We start from the raw sequence: 19,247 nt of genomic DNA on the forward strand, positions 1-19,247 counted from the left end.
CAAAATTCAAAAATTTTGTTCGGCTTTCTTTATGATTACTATTCTTTTGTCTTAGCCCCTTTAAATAAATAAGTGTTGGAATTTATATGGCTCGAAGGATGAATTAAATTAAAAAAGCAATTTCCGTTGCATCTGGTTTAACAATTTTACCGTAAGGGAAATATTCTTTACAACGATTGGAAAAGGAGAGGAGTGGAACCTGGTGAGTGAACTGAACCGGTTTATACATGCCAGACACTGGATGAAAAGTAATGAGAATTTTTTAACGACCTGGCATGCACATGTAGGATACAAATTAGACTTATTTCACCACTTCGCTGAAAACACCTCTGTCAGCCAGGTTGCAGATCAGTGCAGTATTGACTTGCCGCTGTTAATTAGATGGGTTGAAGTAGGCTTGGAAGTAGGCCATTTGAAAAAAAGTATCAGAGGTAAAATTAAAGCAAAAAAGAAAATGGTGAAGTACGCTTCAGCTCATAGTTCTGAGTCTGTCGGAATATTACTGAGAGAAATGATGGAATTACATATTCCCGCATTACTCGAGTATCCGGAGTTGATGAAAACGGGTGAGCGAATTACTTACTTAGAAGACAAATTTGCAGAAGTGGTAGCTGAGACGTCGACTCTATTAGAAAAAGCGGCAGTGCCGCCTGTATTGAAATGGATAAAAAAAGAACAGCCAAATTCTATTGTTGATATGGGCTGCGGTTATGGAGGCTATTTAAAAAATATTCATGACCGTTTTCCTGATATTGAATTGCAGGGCGTAGAAATTAACAAGCAGGTTTGTGAGAAAGCTGAGGCTGCATTAAATGGAGCAGTACCGGTCTACAATGGAGATATGGTAGAGTTTATCGAGTCATTTAATAATAAAGTTGATTTGGTCATGGCGCATAATCTGCTTTATTATTTCCCTAAGGAAGAAAGAGAAGAACTTTACACGAAGATATCACGAATTTTAAATAAAGGCGGATCAGTTACATTTATTACTCCAGTCATGGAAGCAAAATATGGCCAGACCTTTACCACAGCTTTTAATACATTTATGACTGTCCACGATAATTTATATCCATTGCCCACGCTCGATGAAATAAAACGAGACAGCAAAAAAGCGAAACTTAAAGTGAAAGAAGTGACACCGCTTATAAAGGAAGGCGGCTGGTATCTGGTTACTTTGAGAAAGACAAAGTAAACAGCAGCTCTCCCTCTTTAAAAAAGTGTATAAAGGACATCCCTCTCTGAATATCTTTATTGTACAACTGACTTTAGTTTCAATTAAGAGGAGAGGGATATTCTATGTGTGGTATTACTGGCTGGGTTGATTTTAAACGAACGTTGGCTCAAGAAGAAGAAAAAGTAAAAAGAATGGCCGGCACACTCTCCAGCCGCGGCCCTGACACCAGTACCACGTGGACAATGAACCACGTGGTTTTTGGTCATACGAGACTTATTGTAGTTGATCCTTCCGGAGGCGGCCAGCCGATGACACGTTATAAAGATGGGGACTTATTTACGATTTGTTATAACGGAGAATTATATAATACTGAAGATATTAGAAAAGAACTTTTATCTTATGGCTACTCCTTTCAATCATACTCAGACACAGAAGTGCTGTTAACTGCCTATATACACTGGCGTGAAAAATGCGTTGAAAAACTGAATGGCATATTTGCTTTTGCAGTATGGGATTCAGAAAGGAACTGCCTGTATTTAGCCAGGGACAGGTTAGGAGTCAAACCTTTATTTTACTACATTCTCGACGGAGGCCTTTTGTTCGGCTCTGAAATTAAATCACTCCTTGCCCACCCGGCTGTTAAATCAGAGGTAGATGACGGGGGGTGGAGAGAAATATTTGGTCTAAGCCCTTCCAGGACACCTGGACATGGTGTTTTTAAGAACGTGAAGGAGCTGAAGCCTGCACATTGGCTCATAATGAATGAAAGCGGAATAACGTCAAACAGGTATTGGCAGGTAAAAAGTTTTGTCCATCGAGGAACGATTGATGAAACGGCAGAACAGATACGCATTTTATTAAAAAGGACAGTGGAAAGACAGATGGCTGCTGATGTGCCTGTTTGCACCTTCTTATCAGGCGGACTCGATTCCAGTGCTATCACGGCATTTGCAGCAAACTATTCAGAAACTAATAATTTACCTAAGCTTAAAACCTTTTCAATTGATTATGAAGAAAACGATCTTTACTTTAAGGCAAATAAATTCCAGCCTAATGAAGATGCTCCTTGGATAAAGAAAATGTCTCAAGCTTTCAATACAGATCATTACCAGGCGATTATTACACAAACTGACCTTTTTAATTATTTGAAAAAAGCAGTGAGGGCGAGGGATTTGCCTGGGATGGCGGATATAGATTCTTCTCTTTTGTGGTTTTGCGGAGAAGTCCGGAAAAAGGTTACAGTCGCTCTGTCCGGCGAATGCGCAGATGAAATATTCGGCGGTTACCCGTGGTTTCATGATAAAAAGTTTCTTTCCGGAAACAGCTTCCCGTGGATGACCTCGATTAATGAACGGGAACAGCTGTTGAGGCCGGAATGGAGAAAAAAACTTAACTTAAAAGAATACGTCGATTTACGTTATAAAGAAACTGTTAGAGAGACACCGTTATTAAACGGAGAGAATAATACAGAAGCGGCACGTCGAAGAATGTTTTACCTGAATATCAACTGGTTTATGTCAACGTTGCTTGACCGTAAAGACCGGATGAGCATGGCGGAAAGCCTGGAAGTGAGGGTCCCTTTTGCAGACCATGAGTTAATTGAATATGTATGGAATATTCCATGGGAAATGAAAATGCTCGAAGGCAGAGAAAAGGGAATATTAAGAAAGGCTTTAGAAGGAATGCTCCCTGATGATGTCCTCTATAGAAAGAAAAGCCCTTATCCAAAAACCCATCATCCGGTCTATAAAAAATTAGTCTCAAATTCAATGAAAAAAATTGTCGAGGAGAAAGATTCCCCGCTTTTCGATTTCTTTAATTATGAAAGTTTGAAAGATCTGGCCGAGACAGAAGGTCATTCTTTTCAAAAACCTTACTTTGGCCAGCTTATGACTGGGCCGCAGCTGATCGCTCATTTACTCCAAGTGGACACGTGGATGAGAGAATACAGTATCAAAAAAATTTAATCAGTTTATGGCCAGTCTTCTTATATTAATTCTGTATCTATCGGACAAATCACTCCCTTAAAAAGAGGAATTTTCCAGTTATGCAGAGAATGTATTCTATTGTAGTTAAATCTAATTGGGGAGGTATCTTCATGGAGCTCGGAGGCTATAAAAATCACGAAGCCTGGGTAAATTTGTCGGAAGGTACAATTCAGTATCGGAAGTTAAACGAAGAAGACCTTAAAAATTATGTCGGTGCGAGGGGGTTGGGGGTAAAATACCTGGTAGATCAGGGAGTTTATAATGTTGATGCTTTTTCCCCTGACAATATTCTTGCGGTCATGACAGGCCCGCTGACAGGAACCAGAATTCATATGAGCGGGCGATTATGTACGGTGACACGGTCACCTTTAACTGGCACAGTGACAGATTCTCATATGGGCGGATGGACGGCAGCCCGGTTAAAATGGGCGGGATTTGACAATTTAATTTTTACGGGAAAAAGCGATAAGCCAGTGTACTTATATGTAGAAGACGGAAAAGCAGAATTGAAAGATGCCTCTTCTTTATGGGGAAAGGGCGTAAGGTCAACTGTAAAAGCTCTCGAAGACCTTTATGGAGCTAAAGATACCAGTATTATGACCATCGGCCAAGGCGGTGAAAACCTCATTCGCTTTGCAGGCTGGATGAATGAAGATGACCGCGCAGCAGGAAGGGGAGGAACAGGGGCAGTAGCAGGTTCAAAGAATTTAAAAGCGATTGTCATTAAAGCATCCCAGCGGGGGAATATGCCTGAACCTGCCCGTCCGGATGAGTATAAGACAGCAGTGAAATCAGGCTTGAAAGCGATTAATGAGGGAGCTCTTACAGCGCCGAATAAAGGCGGGCTTTCAGTATACGGGACGAACGTCCTTATGAATATTATTAATGAGTCGGGCGCATTGCCGACAAATAACTCCCAAACAACCGTATCAGAGCATGCGGAAGCTGTTAGCGGTGAGACAGTAAGAGAAGAAATTCTGGTCAGCGAACCGACTTGCCATGCCTGTCCGGTAGCCTGTAAAAAAGAGGTGGAAGTCACGGTAGGCAAGTATAAAGTAAAAGTGGAAAGCTTTGAATTTGAATCCGCCTGGGCGCTGGGGCCAAACTGCGGAACCGGAAATAAAGAAGCTGTCGCTTATATGATAGACCGATGTAATGAATACGGAATAGATACTATTGAACTCGGCCACGTTTTCTCCGTCGTCATGGAAGCCTATGAGAAGGGCCTTATTAAAGAAGGGCTTAATTGGGGAGACGAAGACAGGATGATCGAATGGATTGATAAGATTGTCCACCGCGAAGGCGTCGGAGATCTACTGGCGGAAGGTCCGTCTCGTGCGGCGAAAAATTTTGGAAACGCTGACTTGGCGATGGTAGTTAAAGATCAGGCAATCCCAGCTTATGATCCTCGTGGAATTCAAGGGATCGGGCTGGGATATGCGACAAGTAACCGGGGAGCCTGTCATTTAAGAGGATATACGGTATCGGCAGAAATAGCCGGGCTTCCTGAGCCGGTCGACCGGCTGACAGTAGAAGGAAAAGGAAAACTTTTAAAAGTATTTCAAGACCTGCATGCTTTCTCAGACTCCCTCGACCTTTGCAAATTCTCAGCTTTCTCTGAGAGTGCTGATTTATATGCCGAACAGTATTCTGCTGTAGTCGGTATTGAGTTAACAGGCGAGGATATTATGAAAATAGGAGAAAGAGTCTATAACATTGAAAGATATTTTAATAATAAGGCAGGATTTGGAGGGAAAGAGGATACTCTTCCGAAGCGCTTCCTGAACGAAAAAGCAGGCGGAAACTCAGAAGGATCTGTTTCCCACCTCCCGCAAATGCTCAACGAATATTATGAAGCACGCGGCTGGAAGGAAGGCATAGTCACACCGGAAAAGCTTAAAGAACTTAACATTGAAACGAATGTAGGAGCTTAAAGTAATAAAAAATGACCGGATCTGTTTTTCGGGAAAATTAACAGGAGCTAAAATAGCACGGGGGCATCTCAAAAGCCAAACTTTTGGGACGCCCTCTTATTTTTTTGAATTTACTGCATCCATCTTAACGGTTTAAAAGGCATACTAAGAGGGAATGTGTCCTTCATTAGTCCCGTAATACGCTTGGTCTGCTCTTAAAAATGCCATACAGCAGCTAACCGCCTGCCCTAAATGTTTTAAGGCGGAATTTTTTTAATATATTTTCCAGTTCCTGTTCTTTTTCAGCTTCAAATTTCACAATGACGACCGGAATTTCTGAATGCATAAACATAACAGGAGGTTTACTAATTAATAGACATAACCAGTTCTTATGCCTGACGACTGCTCGGCCGTTCTCAACCTTGCCGGCTATACCTCCTAACTGAGTCAGATAGGAAATCAGTTCGGTTTGGGATATACCCCGGTTCTCTATTGTTTCAATAACAGTCATGCTTATCCACCTGCAACAGGGGGGAAGAGAGCGAGCTGGTCATCAGGTTTTACTATCGTCTCTAACCCGTGTAAATGAATAATATTGCGGCCGTTAATAAAGACATGGACATGCTGTTTTACTTGCCTGTCCGTTGTAAAAATTTCTTTCTCCATAGCCGGAAACTGGCTGATGACCTCATCCAGCAGATCACCGATACGACTGTTATCTTCATAATCCACTTGAATGGTTTTCCCGCCGCAAATCTCTCTGAAAGTGGCAAAAACTTTTATTATCACCGGCACATCACCTCTTTCTCTTATTATGGAGTGAAATGAAGTAATTTACAATCCTGTTTCAGGATTAATTAATTGCAAAAATAACAAAATGGATATACAATTTGTATAACTTTTGTTTAGGGGTTATACAATGAGGGAATAGTTTTTAAAATACACCGGTATAAAGAGGTGGGAAAAATGCCGCAAAGAAAAATAGCAATTATCGGAGCCGGTCCTGGAGGACTCGCAGCAGCAATGATGCTTTCTGCCAAAGGCTTTCAGGTCCAGATTTTTGAAAAACAGGATTACGTGGGAGGCCGAACCTCCTCATTTACTAAGCAGGGTTATACATTCGATTTAGGTCCTACTTTCTTCAGTATGCCATTTATTCTGGAAGAGATATTTGAATCTTCAAATCGCAGATTAGAAGATTACGTCACGTTAAAAAAGCTTGACCCTATGTATACATTATCTTTTGATGATTTAACAATAAAGGCTAGTTCTGATCCTGAAAAAATGAGACAGAATATCGAGAAACATTTTCCAGGGTTCGGAAAAAACTATGACAGGTTTATGAATGATACGAGAAAGAAAATGAAGGCCCTGCTGCCTGTTCTGCAGAATAAACACGCGTCTCTTTTTGATTATTTACGGCTAAGGAGTCTAAAAGCTCTACCCCAGCTGGAGATTGGGAAGTCGCTTCACGACGTCTTGTCAAAATACTTTGATGACGAACGGCTGAAATTATCTTTTACATTCCAGTCAAAGTATTTAGGTATGTCGCCTTGGGACTGCCCCGGCGCTTTCAGCATTCTCTCTTTTATGGAGCACGAATATGGAGTCTTCCATCCTGCAGGAGGTTTAAACCAGTTAACTAAAGCCATGGCTGAAGTTGTCAGGGAGCACGGAGGAGAAATCCATACAGGCACGGGAGTTAAGAAACTCATACTTAATGGCACGAGGGACATAAGCGGTCTTGAATTAGATAATGGCGAGACAATTGATGTCGATGATGTGGTTATGAATGCGGATTTTGCTCAGGGAATGAGCCAGCTGGTGGATGATGAAAAACGGCGAAAATATAAAAATATTAAGTTGCAGAAGAAAAAATATTCCTGCTCCACTTTTATGATTTACGCAGGTATTAACAAGCCGGTGGACCTTGATCATCATACCATTTTGTTTTCCGAGGATTATAAAAGAAATGTAGAAGAAATTACGAAGTCGAAAATTATGTCTGATGACCCATCTGTTTATGTGCAGAATGCGTCCATTACAGATCCTTCTATGGCTCCTGAAGGTAAATCTTCTCTTTATATTCTGGCGCCGGTGCCCAATAACTTCAGCGGGATAGACTGGCATCAGGAAAAAACAGACTTCCGTGATTTAATACTGGATCAAGTAGAGAAAAGAGCAGGTTTGACCGATATAAGAAACAATATGGAAGTTGAAGAAATCCTTACACCTTACGAATGGGAATTTGACAAACATGTTTATAAAGGGGCTACTTTTAACCTCGCTCATAACCTTGGACAGATGATGTATTTCCGTCCTCATAACAAGCTGCGTGAGATGAACAGGTTATGGCTTGTTGGCGGAGGAACGCATCCGGGAAGCGGATTGCCTACCATATTCGAATCTGCGAAAATCACAGCTGATCTAATTGCACGAGCCTACGGAGTGAAGGAGGAGAAAGCATGAAGACAGCTATTATTGGGGGAGGCCTCGGGGGAATGGTTTCCGCTCTGTATTTACAGCAGAAAGGCGAAGACGTAACGGTTTATGAGAGACACAATAAACTAGGAGGCCGTCTTGCTTTTTTGGAAAGGGACGGTTACCGGATAGACGAAGGCCCGACTATTGTCCTTCTTCCTCACATGATTAAAGATATTTTAAAAGAATTAAACATTGACCTTTCTAAACTGGAAATGGTCAAGATTGATCCTATTTATCCTCTTCATTTTAAAGATGGAAAAAAACTCCTTAAGTGGAGTGATAAACATAAGCAGGCTGAAGAAATTGAAAGGCTGTTTCCAGGTGAAAGCGATCATTTCCACGAGTATATGGATAGCATGAGAGAGCGCTTTGAAAAGGGAAAAGAAGCCTTTCTTGACCGGCCGTTTGTTAACCGGCGCTCGTTCTGGACTAAAAATAACATTAAGACTCTGATGAAACTCAAAGCTTATCAGACTGTAAGACACCAGACTAAAAAGTTTTTTAAGTCTAAACAGCTCCAGGAAGCTTTCTCACTGCAAACATTATATATTGGCGGATCTCCTGAACAAACGCCGGCTATTTATTCACTGGTGCCTTTCAGCGAGCATGAACATGGAATCTGGTATATTAAAGGCGGCTACGCGCATCTAGCAGAGCTGCTGGAGGAAGAGCTGTCAAACCGCGGCATTAAAATTGAATATAAGGCAGAAGTCGAACGAATTGAAACTGCCGAAAACCGGGCCATCTCTCTGTCAGTTAATGGAAATGATTTTTCGTTTGACCGTTTTATTTTAAATGGAGACTTCCCTGTTGCCGAAAAGCTGCTGCAAAAGAAATCCGGCAGATCTTACACTCCTTCGGTGGGTACTCTTCTTATCTATCTTGGTATCGAAGGCACGCTAACTACCAGTCATGTGCATCAATTTTTTATGGGAGAAGAGCTGGACAGCCAAATGAAAGAGATATTTGTTAAAAAGACACTGCCTTCAGACCCTTCCTTTTACTTGTTTAATCCGTCGTTAATAGACGCGTCACTAGCCCCGCCGGGTAAAAGTGCCGCCTATCTGCTTATTCCGGTACCGGCCTCGGAAGAAATTAAGAGAGAAGAATATCTCACCTATGCTGATAAAATTATCGATCAGTTAAGTGAAAGGCTGGATAAGGACCTGAAAGAAAAAATAATCTGGAAGGAAGTCAGGACTCCGATCGAAGCGAAAAGAGATGGGTTATTTGACGGGGGCAGTTTCGGAATCGCTCCGACGTTATTCCAGTCAGGGGTATTCCGTCCGCAGCTCAAACCTTTCGAGTATGAGAACATTTATGCTGTCGGAGCGTCTGTTCATCCGGGCGGCGGCGTTCCTATCGTCATGCAGGGAGCTAAAATACTGTCACAGTTTATAGATGAAGAACAAAGGGACAGTGATCAGAAATACAACCAGGGTTAAAGTAAACGGCAAACGGTAACCTTTTGGATGAACATTCAGCAGAGGAGGAGTGGCTTATGCACGTAAATGAAGCCTACCAATCTTGTAAAAAAATAATAGACTATCACTCAAAAACTTTTGCTAAAGCTTTTCAGCACTTACCCTTAAAAAAACGCCGGGCAGTTTGGGCAGTTTATGCGTTTTGCCGTACAGCTGATGATATTGTAGATGAAGGGCTCACTCCCGATAAAGACATACGGGAATTTAAAAGGCAGCTCGATTTATTTTCAGCCGGTCAGCTGCCTGAGCCTTCTCCTCTGTGGATTGCATTAAAGGATACCTTTCAACGTTTTGACTTTGACTTAACTCCTTTCTATGAGATGATTGCAGGCCAGGAAATGGATTTAAAGAGAAAGAAGTATACGTCGCTCGATGACGTTCTTGATTATTCCTATCACGTTGCCAGCACGGTAGGGCTCATGCTTCTTCCTATTCTCGCTCCTGCAAATAAGGATAAGCTTACAGAGAGTGCTATCTATTTAGGATATGCCATGCAACTGACTAATATATTAAGAGATATAGGAGAAGATTTAGGCAGAGGCAGAGTTTATATTCCAGAGGAACTGATGGTAAAGCACGGTTATACTTTGTCTATGCTGGAAGAGAATGATATTAACCTGCCATTTAAGGCTCTGTGGGAAGAGATGGCGTGTCTTGCAGAAAAATATTATGAGCTAAGCCTTGAATCAATTCATTTATATCCGGCTGCTTCCAGGATGCCAGTAAAAGCAGCTGCCCACTTCTACCGTGAGATTCTGAATTCTGTACGTTCAAACGGGTATGATGTATTCGGGCAAAGAGCTTTTGTAACGAGTGAGGAGAAAAAACAGATATTAAGTACAATCGCTGAATAATTTGAAGAGGCTGGTACGAGATTAAATTTTAATTGAAGGACAGAAGGCGATGACGCCAGAGGGATTAAGCAGCTACAAGCAACCTGCATTAATGATTTTAGATAGAAAAATGGCTCTCACATAAGTGAGGGCCATTCTTTTTCACTTGCTTTTGTTCAGCCTCTTCTTATTCCGTTCACCGGCAAAAGAATGTTAAAATTCTTCAATAATCAGTCCGGCTGCATTCCGGCCGCTTAAAACAACCATAGGAGATCCGCCTCCGGGGTGTGTACTTCCCCCTGCAAAAAACAAATTAGAAAGGTCCTGTGACCGATTATAAGGACGCAAAAAAGTGTCCTTTTTTCTGTTGGAAGCAATACCGTAAAGGGCTCCCCGGTAGGCATAGAAGCGTTCAGCTATATCACGGGGAGAGACCGTTTCCGACTGAATAAGCGAATCTTTGATCGGAAGTCCTCTGTTGCTGAGCAGTTTATAAATCTTTTCTTCAAGCATTGAGCTCTCTGGGGCGGTTCCCTTGTTTGCAAGGGGAGGAGCGTTGACAAGAATAAACATATTATCTCCATCAGGTGAGAGGGAAGGATCAGTTTTAGATGACGTACAAATATAAATAGTAGGGTCAATTCCATACTGGCCATCCTGAAAAATAGTTTCAAATTCTTCCCTGGTCCGGTCGCCAAAATAAACATGATGATGGTGAACATCATATCTTCCTGAGAGAGCGGCTAATATGACAAAGGCAGAAATAGAAGGTTCATATTGATCAAATTTGCCGTCTGGCAGTGAAGGTCTCTCTTTTTCTTCAACCAGCCTCGGGTATTGTGTGAGCAGGTCCCCGTTTAATACAAATGCCTCTGCTTCCACCAGCTTGCCTTCTGCTGTTTCAACCGCCTTTATTGTTCCGTCTTTAGCTATGCATTTGACGACTTCTTCACCTTTACAGATGTCTACGCCAAGTTTTTGAGCTGCTTTCTCAAAGCCAAGAGCAATTTGATGGTTCCCGCCTTTCGTGAAATATACCCCGTCGCCCATTTCCAAATGGCCGATTAAAGCGAAGGTAGCCGGAGCGTTAAAAGGGGAGGAGCCAATATATGTGGCATAACGGTTAAATGCTTTTATAATTCTTTCATCTTTAAAATAACGTCTATGAAAGCGGTCAAGGCTTTCGAGAGGTCTGGAAGATGACATGGCTTTAGCGAGAGGCAGGGATAAATAATCTTTCCATGAAGAGAATGTCCTGTTTAAAAAATGATTCTCCGCCAGCTGATAGAGTTTTTTTACTTCTTTTAAATACTCACTGTATTTGGCAGCAGAGGAACTATCCAGCCTGTTTAACTCTTCAGTCATTTCTTCTTTGTCAGAAGAAAAAAAGAGATGGGAACCATCTGAAAATTCGTTCTTAGTATGAGTGGTTAATTTAATAAACTGAAAGTAATCATCCGGGTTTTCTCCGGCTTCAATTAAAATATTCCGGAAAACATGAGGCATAGTAATAGTGTTAGGACCGAAATCGAAATGATGGGTGCCAAGGACCACATCTTTGAGTTTTCCTCCGGTATAATCATTTTTTTCAAACAAGGTAGTTTGAAACCCTTCCGATTGGAGTTTAATGGCAGCAGATAAACCAGCCAGGCCTCCTCCGATCACCACGGCGCGCTTTTGTTTATTCATCGATAGGTCCGTCCTTTCCACTCAAATCCACGTTGGGATAACCCTAAGTATGACGAGTAAATCATTAATAATATCATCGACAGAAGGGCAAAAGGAGTCAGGCTGAATAGCCACCATTTCTGTCCCGTAAAAAGGTCGACTGTTAACTTTATAAGCATGGTTAACAAAAGAGGAGAGAGCAATATAAGATTATTCTGAATCAGCCCCGCTGCAGCAATAGGCAAAGGTAAGATGAAAAATACAGAATAAAAAAAGAGAAGTCCAATGACTATGAAAGGATTTCTTCCGAGTCCCGGAAACAGATTTTTTGAGAAGCCTTCCCATACTTCCCTGCTCGTCTCGTACATATAACACAGGACGCTGTTTGTATTATTCACCAGTCTTACCTTATAACCGGTTTTTTTAATTTCCCGTGCGATATGCACATCTTCTACTAATGAGTTTTTTACTTTTTCATGCCCTCCCATAGAAGTATAGGCGTCCCGGCGGAACAGCATAAATGAGCCGTGAGCAGCTGTGGCCGCAGGCCATCTGGTTAGATTTGAGAGTAATACCGGCAAGTGAAGAAGCACCACAAAATGCTGCATAGGAACGAGAAGGTGACCTAACAAGCTTTTAACCGGGTACCGGGGGAAACCGGTCACGAGACCTGTATCAGATTTAACTGCATTTAAAGACCGCTCGATCGTTTGCGGGTGCAGCCGCACATCGGCATCGATAAATAACAAATAGTCTGCAGATGATCTTAATGAGAGCTGATGGCAGGCATGCACCTTTCCTACCCAGCCATCAGGCAGAGGTTTTCCTTCAATAATTTTAAACCGCTGATCATTGCCAATGGTCTTTTCCAGCAGGTGCCTTGTTGCATCTGTCGAGCTGTCATCCAGAATAATATAGTCGGAATTTTTATAAGAAAGGCTCTTTAAAGACTGAACAAGGCCTTCTATATTGCGCTCTTCATTTCTTACAGGAATAAGAACGGATACACGCGGTTTGAGCCCCGGTGAGGAGGTGCCCTGGTCCTTCAGCCTGGGCAGACATATGGCGTTAGTTAATACCCATACGCTCATAGCGGCTAATGCAGCCAGGTAAAGGTATAGCAGCATTTATTTCCCCCCTTTAAACCGTGTCTTCAGATTTTCCCATTTCTGGCCGATTCCCTGTTTTCCTCTTAAAAGAACATTAAATGATTTAAATTGCCCGTTTACGACGGTTTGTTTTAATTCATCCAGCTGAAAGGTTACGGCGTCTTCAAACAGCTTTGTTTTTTTATGCCTATTCATATCCCTTTCCATATGTAAAGGTTTGCCGATATGAATATACCAGTCCGGAAGCTGATGATGAAAAAGGCCATGATAAAACGTTACAGGAATCACAGAAATATCCGGATTTTTGTCGTGCAAATAGGCTGCACCAGAGAAAAATGAGAGGGGCCTTTTTTCAAGGTGTGTTTCCTCCCCCTGAGGGAACAGAAACAGGTGTTTCCCCCGATTTAGCTCATCTGACGCATAGGTTAATGATTCCATTAAAGATCTCTTTGACGAAGGGTTTACCGAAAAGGCGCCGAGCTTTCTGAAAAAAGGGAAACGTTTCAGGCCGTCTTCTCCCATCATCGCTATTCCGTCCAGTTTAAGAAGGCGCTGGTTCAAATAAAACAGGAATAAGCCATCCCACCATGAACTGTGATTTATAAGATAAAGTCCCCCCGAAGCAGATGATGGTATATAAGAATGTTTAGTGATAAAAACTTTATTAAAAGATTTTTTAATTAATAAGCGGTTATACTGGTGAAAAATGTGCTCAAAGGCTTTTTTTCTTTCAGCTTTTATCATAGGCGGAGGTCCTTTTCTTTAAAATATGATACACAAAGTAGTAACACATTGCAGTAGCGGCAGAGAGCGCGGGAGCCAGCCAAAGCTGATTAACCAAAGCAACGATTATAAACATCAGGGCCATCATGCCGTATAGCAGCCTCATCCGGCCTGACCAGTATTCCGACCGACGGTTTATCCAGCCGTCCGATCGGTGATAGAGGCCGTAAATAAGTAAATGCAGGACAAAAGATAAAATAAACCATCCGTAAAAATTTGAGAAGGGTATGTCATAATAAAGGCCCCCTTCATCCCATACCCAGTATTGTTTAACATCATAGGCCACAGGATCAATAATCAGGTCAAGTGAAGTAGCTACCAGCGCCCCATAAAGGGCGTAACTGAGCCCTTTCAATCGGGGTACAGCTTCTGCCAGAGGAGCGGCCAGCACATGGGAAGTACCTATTACCATTACCCACGCAAATCCGATCGTCACAGGTACACCGATTATTTTTGGCCCAAAGTCTGATTCATACGTATACTCTCCAAAAAAGAGACCAGTATGAACCCCGAAACTCTCTATAGCTATTGAAAGAAAAAAGACAATCGCTATGGCAATTAACCCATATACTTTTGAACCGCTCCGATAAAAATATATCATTGCCAGTAAGCCTGAAGTGATGAGAAAGACAACATTAGCCCATTCAAGCCAGGGAGGTACAAGGTCAAAAGATAATAAAAAAACTCCGATAATATACCAGATAACAAAAAAACGGAATATGTAATAATCAAACTTCGGCATAAACAGGTCCCCTTTATTTTTCTGTAATAAGCTTTATAAATAGAGTGGTTCAGGCGCATGTTCTATGTCAAATTATATCGGACAGTGGAAAAATTGTACAACAACCTGCTATGGTATAGCTGAACAGGAGGAGAAAAAATGACTAAACGAAAACAAGTGGTTGTAACAGGAGCGGCACAGGGAATTGGCAAAAGCATTGCAGAAAGGTTTGCTCAGCAGGGGCATCACGTCTGGTTAATTGACATAAATGAGCAGAAAGGTAAACAGACAGAAGAGTTATTTTTAAAAGAAGGACTGAAAGTAACATTTGCTGCTGTAGATGTAACAGATCCCAATGAGATTGAACGATTTCTGGAAAGAGTTAAAAAGTTGGGCCTCACCATAAAAACACTTATAAATAATGCCGGAGTTTCAAGGTTTCTGCCTCTTGATGACCTTACTCTGGAGGAATGGGAACTAGTGATGAACACAAATGTACGAAGTGCATTGCTGTTTTCACAAGGAGGTTCGAAAGTAATGGAACCGGGTAGTTCAATAATAAATATCGCCTCAACCCGAGCGCTGATGTCGGAACCGGGCAGTGAAGCTTATGCTGCTTCAAAAGGGGCCCTGTTATCTTTAACCCATGCTTTAGCCTCCAGTCTGGCCCCTTCAGGAATCAGGGTAAACTCTGTCAGCCCAGGATGGATTCAAACTGAAAACTATGAGCAGTTAAGAGAGGGTGACCACAGGCAGCATTGGTCAGGCCGTGTTGGAAAGCCTGATGATATAGCAAGAACCTGCCTTTTCTTAGCGGATGAATCCAACGACTTTATTACCGGTGAAAATATCGTTGCAGATGGCGGGATGACCAGGAAAATGATTTACAGGGATTGAGATACCAATAAGAATCACGTATTATAGTAGATTAATTAAAATGATCAATAAGGAGATAATATCAAATGAGAAATATTCAACTGATTGCAACAGATATGGATGGCACCTTATTAAATGACGGCCGTTCAGTTTCTAAGGAAAACGTACAGGCCATCAGGGAGGCTCAGGCTGCAGGTATAACAGTTGCTGTTGCTACAGGCAGGGATTATACAGAGGCGGTGCTTCCATTAAAAGAAGCAGGACTGCGACTTCCTTTAATCTGTGTAAACGGTGCTGATTTACGTATGGAAGATGGTAACATTATTCATCAGAAAACTCTTGGCTATGACCAGTTTGAATTAATGAACAATATATTAACTGAAGAAGATATTTATTTTGAGATTTATACTTCCAAAGGCGCTTATACTAATAATGAGAAAAAAGGATTGGATTTAGTCGTGGACCTTCTGCTGACTACAGGAGAGTTTTCTTCCTATAGTCAAGCGATGGAACTGGCAGAAAAAAGGTTCGAAGAAGGAGCGGTTAATAGAACGAAAGACTATCGGGAAGTGATTAAGCAACCTGAAACAAGCTTATTTAAACTGCTCGCATTTTCAAAAGATACTGAGAAGCGGGAAAGGGCTAAAAAACGATTAATGTCAGGGATGGACGTAAGTGTCAGTGCGTCTGCCAAAGATAACCTGGAGATCACACATCTTGATGCGACTAAAGGAAAAGGAATTGAAATTATGTCTGATTATTTTAATGTCGGATTGGATGAGACAATGGTGATAGGCGATAATTTTAATGATGTCCCTATGATGAAGACAGCAGGTTATGCAGTAGCTATGGGAAATGCAGAAAGCGAAATTAAAAGTATTTGTGATCATGTAACGAAAAATAACACCGATCATGGGGTGGCTCATGCTGTCCGTTCTATTATTCCAAACTATCAGAAGTAATCAAATAAAAAAAGCAGCCTTAGATGCTTCAGAGTGTCGAGGAGAGGCTGGGACAAAAGAATAGTAATCAAAAAGAAAGCCGAACAAAATTTTTGAATTTGTTCGGCTTTTCTTTTTGAGAAAAGGAGTGATTTCAGTCCGACAGTCGGACGCTTGCCCAGGGGCTTGTCCTTTTAATTTGCTGATTCACTCTTGGCGAAGGCTTATACCACAGGCATAAGTGCAACATCGTCGCAGGGATCTTCGGCTAACCCCTTCACGTCCTGTGAAAACGCCGAAGTCACCACATCCGTGTGGAAGTTCGCTGTGTTTTCTTTACCCGAGGGCTAACTTCCCCGAAGGACTCCTTCGGGAAAGTGGATTTTCAGACTTCGCTTACTCCCTGTGGCGTCGCCGCCTTCTGTCCTTCAATCAAAAAAACAGAGGCTATTTAATAATTCGTCAAACTAAAAGTAACCCACCTTATAAGATGTCTGATTAAAATTTTTGTTCGTACTTTACAAACTTGTCTTTAGTTTTGTCCCGGCCTCTTCTTCTTACCTTACTTTAATGAAAAGTGAATGGGAACGGTGATTGAAGAACGAAAGGTGGCAACTCCAGCGGGAACAGCAACGGCTGAAGATCCCCGAGAGTGTTTTTCTCTCGGGAGCTGAAGCGTTGCCCTCGGAAGCGGCCACCTGAAGGGATGAAATCACTTGTTATATACTTAGCTGTTTTTTTACTGGAATTGTCAGGCTGCTTCTGCACTTTTTTCCTGTTTCTGTTTTTGCTTTAGCTTTATATCTTTTAAATAATAGGTGCCGAGGAAAATGCCTACCAGCAAGTAGCCGACAGCAAAATCGACAGAGGCGCCGAAAGCCATGCCAGGTGCATGCATCAGACCGACCCAGCTCAGCAATGCACCAATGAAAGCAAAGATCGCTGCTTTATGGAATTGCTGGTCAATAATAAATACTGTAACAGAACCTAATATAATTGCGGTAAACATGGCGCCTTGGCCGAGCGGGACAATCCCTGCTGATAAGTCTGCTACAGCATCAGGAGCCGCGTTATCGAACCGTGTCATTAAATAATTTGCAAAGTAAGGAAGCATAGCTATTGCGACAGCAGGATAATATTTCTGACTGTTCGTACTGAACGCGGAAGATACCATTGAAATACCTACAAAAACTAATATAGGGGCTACTACAGCTACAGGTATAATGGCACTTAATGCTGCGATAATACCAAATGTGGCAGCTAATGCAAAAACCCCGGCATTTAACAAACTGTACCCGCGTCCAGCCTCCATTTTTTTAGCTCCTACTGTAGCGATATAAACAGTGGTAGGAAATAAACCGCCGAACACGGCTCCAAGCATAGTCCCTGCACCGTCAACGGCCTGACATTCCCTCACATCATAATCGTCCCCTTCAGCTTTCATGGCTTCTACGTTATTCATTGTTTCAACTGCGTTATAAATGGTGATTGGCAGAATGACTGCTAACAGTGCGATCATCGCCCCAAATAAATACTGGAAGCCTTCAAATACGGCCAGGGTAGGAAGGATGGGATAGAAACCTAAATGTGAAAAGCCTTCTTGAATGCCTGCAGTATCTGCATAACCAAGGCCAAATGCTAAACCTGTACCAATGATCATTGCAAATAATGAAGCAGGAATTCGAAACGGCAAGGTGACCCTTCCTACGATTCCAAGAAGGATGACTGCAAGAACAAACAGACCAACTACAGGCATTTCAAAAGACGTAAAGAGCATTTCACCTGCAATAAATGTTAATGCTACACCTGCGAGAGCACCAAGCATCGCCGCTCTTGGAATATTTTTCTGAAACCATTTTCCTGTGAAACTTGCTAAAAATTCGATTAAACCGCTGATAAATGCAGCGGCCAGGGCGATTTTCCAGGCAAGCTCAGGGTCACCTGTCAAAGTGTTGGCAGGAACAAGGACACCGAATAAGAATATAAACATCACCGGTGTGCTTATTCCATAAGACAAAGCAGTTACATTATTTCTCTTTTCTTTTTTTGCAAGCCGGTTTGCCATATAAGCATAGTAAACATTTCCAAAGATGACAGCTACAGCTGCACCTGGAATGACCTTTCCAAAAACGAGATCAGCTGGGAAACCGAGTCCAAGCATAGTTACAGCAATAATGACAAAGTTAGCTAAGTTATTTTGAAATAAAGCAAAGAAAGCATCGGTATCTTCTTTCTTAAACCACGGGTACCGCGCAGTATTTTCACGCATAAAGAACTCTCCTTAATATATTTATTAATTTATTTTTGACCAATAATAGGTTCTTCTTGTAAAAATTGAACCTTGCCATTTGATAAACTTGATATTCTTGCCAGGGCATCTATACGAAAACCTTTTTCTTCCAGAAGCTTTCTTCCTGGCTGAAAAGATTTTTCGATTACGATACCGATGCCAGCTACTTCAGCACCTGCCTGCTGAACGAGGTCAATGAGGCCCAAAGCAGCTTGACCATTGGCCAAAAAGTCATCTATTATCAGGATCTTGTCCTTTGAATTGAAGAGGTCTTTACTTACTGAAATGTCGTTAGTCTGATTTTTCGTATAAGAATGAACCGAAGAAGTAAGAAGGGAATCCACCATAGTTAATGACTTTCTTTTTCTGGCGAAAACAAGTTCACAGTCAAGGGCCAGGGCAGTCATCAGCGATGGAGCGATCCCTGAAGATTCCAAAGTCAGTATTTTCGTTACTTTCTCATGCTGGTAGCGTGAGGCAAACTCCTTGCCAATTTCTTTCATTAGTACAGGGTCAATGCCGTGATTAAGGAAAGTGTCCACTTTTAATACATGGTCATTAATCACTGTGCCATGGTTAATAATCTTTTTTTGTAAATAGTCCATAATAATTCCTCCAGAGTATTAATCAATCCACAAAAAAACCCGGTATTCCTGTTCACGCCTCACAAATACGGAGTGAACAAAATACCGAGTTTAGCTTTAAGATGACAGGGAAAACTAACATACATAGCGTAAGTCAAACGACACACACTAATGTTAGCTAACTCAATGATATTTTGACACTCGTAGTCAAACGATTTAAGGTCGTCTGGTAGAGACTCGTGAGCCTTATTCCCACAGTTATACGAGTTATTTTGTTTTCAGATGGATTGATTATATCATATCTGGGTATCTATGCAAGAGAATTCCCGAACATAATGTTATAAAGAGAAGGTTTTGTACGGAATTCACCGCAGGGAACGGAGATGTTTGACAGCTTCT

16 protein-coding genes and 1 riboswitch are annotated in these 19,247 nt (G+C 41.8%); of the genes, 8 read left to right on the top strand and 8 right to left on the bottom strand.

Annotation, left to right across the window (positions count from 1 at the left end; translation table 11 throughout):
- Positions 1 to 202 precede the first annotated feature (202 nt).
- From K8O68_RS18580 to K8O68_RS18590, 3 genes are all read left to right on the top strand, one after another.
- Complete coding sequence (locus K8O68_RS18580; RefSeq protein WP_230898258.1) at positions 203 to 1,192, top strand: class I SAM-dependent methyltransferase; 990 nt, start codon at positions 203 to 205, stop codon at positions 1,190 to 1,192.
- A 104-nt stretch (positions 1,193 to 1,296) separates the two neighbouring features.
- A complete protein-coding gene (asnB, locus tag K8O68_RS18585; protein WP_230898259.1) occupies positions 1,297 to 3,141 on the top strand; it encodes an asparagine synthase (glutamine-hydrolyzing) in 1,845 nt (614 codons plus the stop codon).
- Between the two features lie 131 nt (positions 3,142 to 3,272).
- Positions 3,273 to 5,096: an aldehyde ferredoxin oxidoreductase family protein gene (locus K8O68_RS18590; RefSeq protein ID WP_230898260.1), complete on the top strand. Its 1,824-nt coding sequence runs from the start codon at positions 3,273 to 3,275 to the stop codon at positions 5,094 to 5,096.
- A 214-nt stretch (positions 5,097 to 5,310) separates the two neighbouring features.
- Here the strand turns inward: K8O68_RS18590 and K8O68_RS18595 are convergent, their stop codons facing one another.
- Together K8O68_RS18595 and K8O68_RS18600 are read right to left on the bottom strand one after the other, a co-directional pair.
- Positions 5,311 to 5,586 (bottom strand): MoaD-like domain-containing protein, encoded by a 276-nt coding sequence (locus K8O68_RS18595; protein WP_230898261.1) that lies wholly within the window; start codon positions 5,584 to 5,586, stop codon positions 5,311 to 5,313.
- Positions 5,587 to 5,588: 2 nt separating this feature from the next.
- Positions 5,589 to 5,864 carry a ubiquitin-like small modifier protein 1 gene (locus K8O68_RS18600; RefSeq protein ID WP_230898262.1) on the bottom strand — a complete coding sequence of 92 codons (276 nt, stop codon included), beginning with the start codon at positions 5,862 to 5,864 and terminating at the stop codon, positions 5,589 to 5,591.
- Positions 5,865 to 6,041: 177 nt separating this feature from the next.
- Here K8O68_RS18600 and K8O68_RS18605 point away from each other — a divergent pair, with 177 nt between their 5' ends.
- Genes K8O68_RS18605 through K8O68_RS18615 form a run of 3 tightly spaced genes read left to right on the top strand, consistent with a single transcriptional unit; the run spans position 6,042 to position 9,897 of the window.
- Positions 6,042 to 7,544 (top strand): phytoene desaturase family protein, encoded by a 1,503-nt coding sequence (locus tag K8O68_RS18605; protein ID WP_230898263.1) that lies wholly within the window; start codon positions 6,042 to 6,044, stop codon positions 7,542 to 7,544.
- The gene (locus K8O68_RS18610; RefSeq protein ID WP_230898264.1) at positions 7,541 to 9,004 is read left to right on the top strand and encodes a phytoene desaturase family protein; all 1,464 of its coding nucleotides are present in this window, start codon (positions 7,541 to 7,543) and stop codon (positions 9,002 to 9,004) included. The genes K8O68_RS18605 and K8O68_RS18610 overlap by 4 nt, the downstream gene beginning before the upstream one ends.
- A gap of 56 nt (positions 9,005 to 9,060) precedes the next feature.
- Positions 9,061 to 9,897 (top strand): phytoene/squalene synthase family protein, encoded by an 837-nt coding sequence (locus tag K8O68_RS18615; RefSeq protein ID WP_230898265.1) that lies wholly within the window; start codon positions 9,061 to 9,063, stop codon positions 9,895 to 9,897.
- 192 nt (positions 9,898 to 10,089) lie between these two features.
- Here the strand turns inward: K8O68_RS18615 and K8O68_RS18620 are convergent, their stop codons facing one another.
- Genes K8O68_RS18620 through K8O68_RS18635 form a run of 4 tightly spaced genes read right to left on the bottom strand, consistent with a single transcriptional unit; the run spans position 10,090 to position 14,178 of the window.
- A complete protein-coding gene (locus K8O68_RS18620) occupies positions 10,090 to 11,565 on the bottom strand; it encodes a phytoene desaturase family protein (RefSeq protein WP_230898266.1) in 1,476 nt (491 codons plus the stop codon).
- A complete protein-coding gene (locus K8O68_RS18625; protein ID WP_230898267.1) occupies positions 11,562 to 12,671 on the bottom strand; it encodes a glycosyltransferase family 2 protein in 1,110 nt (369 codons plus the stop codon). Before K8O68_RS18625 ends, K8O68_RS18620 begins: the two co-directional genes overlap by 4 nt.
- The gene (locus K8O68_RS18630; protein ID WP_230898268.1) at positions 12,672 to 13,397 is read right to left on the bottom strand and encodes a lysophospholipid acyltransferase family protein; all 726 of its coding nucleotides are present in this window, start codon (positions 13,395 to 13,397) and stop codon (positions 12,672 to 12,674) included. It abuts the gene before it with no gap.
- Complete coding sequence (locus K8O68_RS18635) at positions 13,384 to 14,178, bottom strand: carotenoid biosynthesis protein (protein WP_230898269.1); 795 nt, start codon at positions 14,176 to 14,178, stop codon at positions 13,384 to 13,386. The genes K8O68_RS18630 and K8O68_RS18635 overlap by 14 nt, the downstream gene beginning before the upstream one ends.
- A 138-nt stretch (positions 14,179 to 14,316) precedes the next feature.
- Between K8O68_RS18635 and K8O68_RS18640 the strand changes: the two genes are divergently transcribed.
- Both K8O68_RS18640 and K8O68_RS18645 read left to right on the top strand, forming a co-directional pair.
- Positions 14,317 to 15,054, top strand: a complete 738-nt coding sequence (locus tag K8O68_RS18640; protein ID WP_230898270.1) for an SDR family oxidoreductase — start codon at positions 14,317 to 14,319, stop codon at positions 15,052 to 15,054.
- 65 nt (positions 15,055 to 15,119) lie between these two features.
- Entirely contained in the window at positions 15,120 to 15,995 is an 876-nt protein-coding gene (locus tag K8O68_RS18645; RefSeq protein WP_230898271.1) for a Cof-type HAD-IIB family hydrolase, read from the top strand.
- A gap of 730 nt (positions 15,996 to 16,725) precedes the next feature.
- Here K8O68_RS18645 and K8O68_RS18650 read toward each other — a convergent pair.
- Together K8O68_RS18650 and K8O68_RS18655 are read right to left on the bottom strand one after the other, a co-directional pair.
- A complete protein-coding gene (locus tag K8O68_RS18650; protein ID WP_230898272.1) occupies positions 16,726 to 18,243 on the bottom strand; it encodes an NCS2 family permease in 1,518 nt (505 codons plus the stop codon).
- Positions 18,244 to 18,272: 29 nt separating this feature from the next.
- Positions 18,273 to 18,869, bottom strand: coding sequence for a xanthine phosphoribosyltransferase (locus tag K8O68_RS18655; protein ID WP_230898273.1), 597 nt, complete (start codon positions 18,867 to 18,869; stop codon positions 18,273 to 18,275).
- A 163-nt stretch (positions 18,870 to 19,032) separates the two neighbouring features.
- A riboswitch (purine riboswitch) is annotated at positions 19,033 to 19,134 on the bottom strand.
- Positions 19,135 to 19,247 lie beyond the last annotated feature (113 nt).

It is taken from the genome of Salipaludibacillus sp. CUR1, from assembly GCF_021028955.1.
Classification (GTDB): domain Bacteria; phylum Bacillota; class Bacilli; order Bacillales; family Salisediminibacteriaceae; genus Salipaludibacillus.

Excerpts from the sequence above, each read along its gene's own strand:
- asnB (WP_230898259.1), top strand. The coding sequence starts at position 1,297 with ATGTGTGGTATTACTGGCTGGGTTGATTTTAAACGAACGTTGGCTCAA.
- K8O68_RS18605 (WP_230898263.1), top strand. The coding sequence starts at position 6,042 with ATGCCGCAAAGAAAAATAGCAATTATCGGAGCCGGTCCTGGAGGACTC.
- K8O68_RS18595 (WP_230898261.1), bottom strand. The coding sequence starts at position 5,586 with ATGACTGTTATTGAAACAATAGAGAACCGGGGTATATCCCAAACCGAA.
- K8O68_RS18625 (WP_230898267.1), bottom strand. The coding sequence starts at position 12,671 with ATGCTGCTATACCTTTACCTGGCTGCATTAGCCGCTATGAGCGTATGG.
- K8O68_RS18610 (WP_230898264.1), top strand. The coding sequence starts at position 7,541 with ATGAAGACAGCTATTATTGGGGGAGGCCTCGGGGGAATGGTTTCCGCT.
- K8O68_RS18615 (WP_230898265.1), top strand. The coding sequence starts at position 9,061 with ATGCACGTAAATGAAGCCTACCAATCTTGTAAAAAAATAATAGACTAT.
- K8O68_RS18635 (WP_230898269.1), bottom strand. The coding sequence starts at position 14,178 with ATGCCGAAGTTTGATTATTACATATTCCGTTTTTTTGTTATCTGGTAT.
- K8O68_RS18655 (WP_230898273.1), bottom strand. The coding sequence starts at position 18,869 with ATGGACTATTTACAAAAAAAGATTATTAACCATGGCACAGTGATTAAT.
- K8O68_RS18630 (WP_230898268.1), bottom strand. The coding sequence starts at position 13,397 with ATGATAAAAGCTGAAAGAAAAAAAGCCTTTGAGCACATTTTTCACCAG.
- K8O68_RS18650 (WP_230898272.1), bottom strand. The coding sequence starts at position 18,243 with ATGCGTGAAAATACTGCGCGGTACCCGTGGTTTAAGAAAGAAGATACC.
- K8O68_RS18645 (WP_230898271.1), top strand. The coding sequence starts at position 15,120 with ATGAGAAATATTCAACTGATTGCAACAGATATGGATGGCACCTTATTA.
- K8O68_RS18620 (WP_230898266.1), bottom strand. The coding sequence starts at position 11,565 with ATGAATAAACAAAAGCGCGCCGTGGTGATCGGAGGAGGCCTGGCTGGT.
- K8O68_RS18590 (WP_230898260.1), top strand. The coding sequence starts at position 3,273 with ATGGAGCTCGGAGGCTATAAAAATCACGAAGCCTGGGTAAATTTGTCG.
- K8O68_RS18640 (WP_230898270.1), top strand. The coding sequence starts at position 14,317 with ATGACTAAACGAAAACAAGTGGTTGTAACAGGAGCGGCACAGGGAATT.